This window comes from Kineococcus glutinatus, assembly GCF_039542765.1.
Lineage (GTDB): Bacteria > Actinomycetota > Actinomycetes > Actinomycetales > Kineococcaceae > Kineococcus_A > Kineococcus_A glutinatus.
In genome coordinates, this window is record NZ_BAABIL010000926.1 from 1 (window position 1) to 1165 (window position 1165).

At 79.6% G+C, this 1165-nt stretch carries 1 protein-coding gene and 1 pseudogene; both read right to left on the reverse strand.

The annotated features are described in order from the left end of the window. Positions 1–54: 54 nt before the first annotated feature. Positions 55–912: a hypothetical protein gene (locus ABEB16_RS22610; protein WP_345714389.1), complete on the reverse strand. Its 858-nt coding sequence runs from the start codon at positions 910–912 to the stop codon at positions 55–57. Further along, positions 905–1165, reverse strand: a pseudogene (locus ABEB16_RS22615) (hypothetical protein); the annotation flags it as partial. The gene ABEB16_RS22610 and the pseudogene ABEB16_RS22615, both read right to left, overlap by 8 nt.

Below are 1165 nucleotides of genomic sequence, written 5' to 3' on the forward strand. Positions count from 1 at the left end.
GCTGGCAGCCGTACACCGGCTCCAACCCGCACACCGACCACGTCCACGTCTCCCTCACCCCACCCCGAGGGCGGCCCGCCGCCGGGTGCGCCGGCGCGAGCGCGCCAGCCCCGCGGCGCCGGAGGAGAGCACCGCGCAGACCGCCGCGAGGTACGCCCAGGCCGCGGCGCGACCCCAGTCCACGTCGGCGCGGAAGCGCAGCAGGGCGAACAGCTGCAGCACCCCGAGGACGGCGTAGGTGGCGGCGGCCGGGCGCAGCCGCTGCAGGTCGTCGTCGGCGACCACGAGCACCGCGGCCAGGCCGAGGGCGAGCAGCCAGCAGGCGATGGCCCGCGCCGTCAGCGGCGTCAGCTGCCACGGCCAGCGGTCCCGGGCGGCGGGCACCGCGAACAGCGCGACCCCCACGAGCAGGAACAGCACCGCCTGCGCGCCGAGCGCGACGTGCAGCCCCCGGCCCAGCCGCGGCCCGGCCCGCGGGTCCTCGCCGGGGGCGCGCAGCTGGGCGTGCAGCGCCACCGCCATCGCCACCGGCACCGCGACGTACACCGCGAGCCACCCCCACGCCGCGGCCCGCGGCACGAACCCCGCCGCGCCGAGGTGGAAGCGGTCCAGGTGCAGCAGGGTCACGAGCAGCACCGCCGTCGCGAACAGCCACACGGTGAGGAAACCCACCCGCGCCGCGCCCCACGTGCCGCGGCGCAGCGAGAGCACCACGAGGACGCAGCCGGCGCCGTAGCCGGCGCCGAGGAACGCGGCGGACAGCGGTGGCCGCACCGTCCACGCGAAACCGGAGGCGGTGTCGCGGCCGAAGACGAACAGCTGGGTGGTGGCGACGAGCGTGAGGACGGCGAACGCGGCGAGCAGGGCGCGGACCGCGGGCACCAGGGGCCGGGCCGGCGCGGGCTCAGCCACGGCGCACCTCCTCCCGGGCGGCGGCCGCACCGGTCGGCGGGGCGTCGGGCAGCCGCACGCCGAACCCCGTGCGCGCCAGCCGGAGCACCACCTGCCCCGGCCGCACCAGGTCCGCGACCTTCGCCGCGCACACCGCCTCCAGGTCCGCGGTCCGCCGCCGCAGGGCGTCGGGGCCCGCAGCGCGCGCCCGGACCAGCTCCCCGGCGTTGCACCACACGAGGCGGCGGGCGCCGGCCACCCAGCGCCGGCTGGC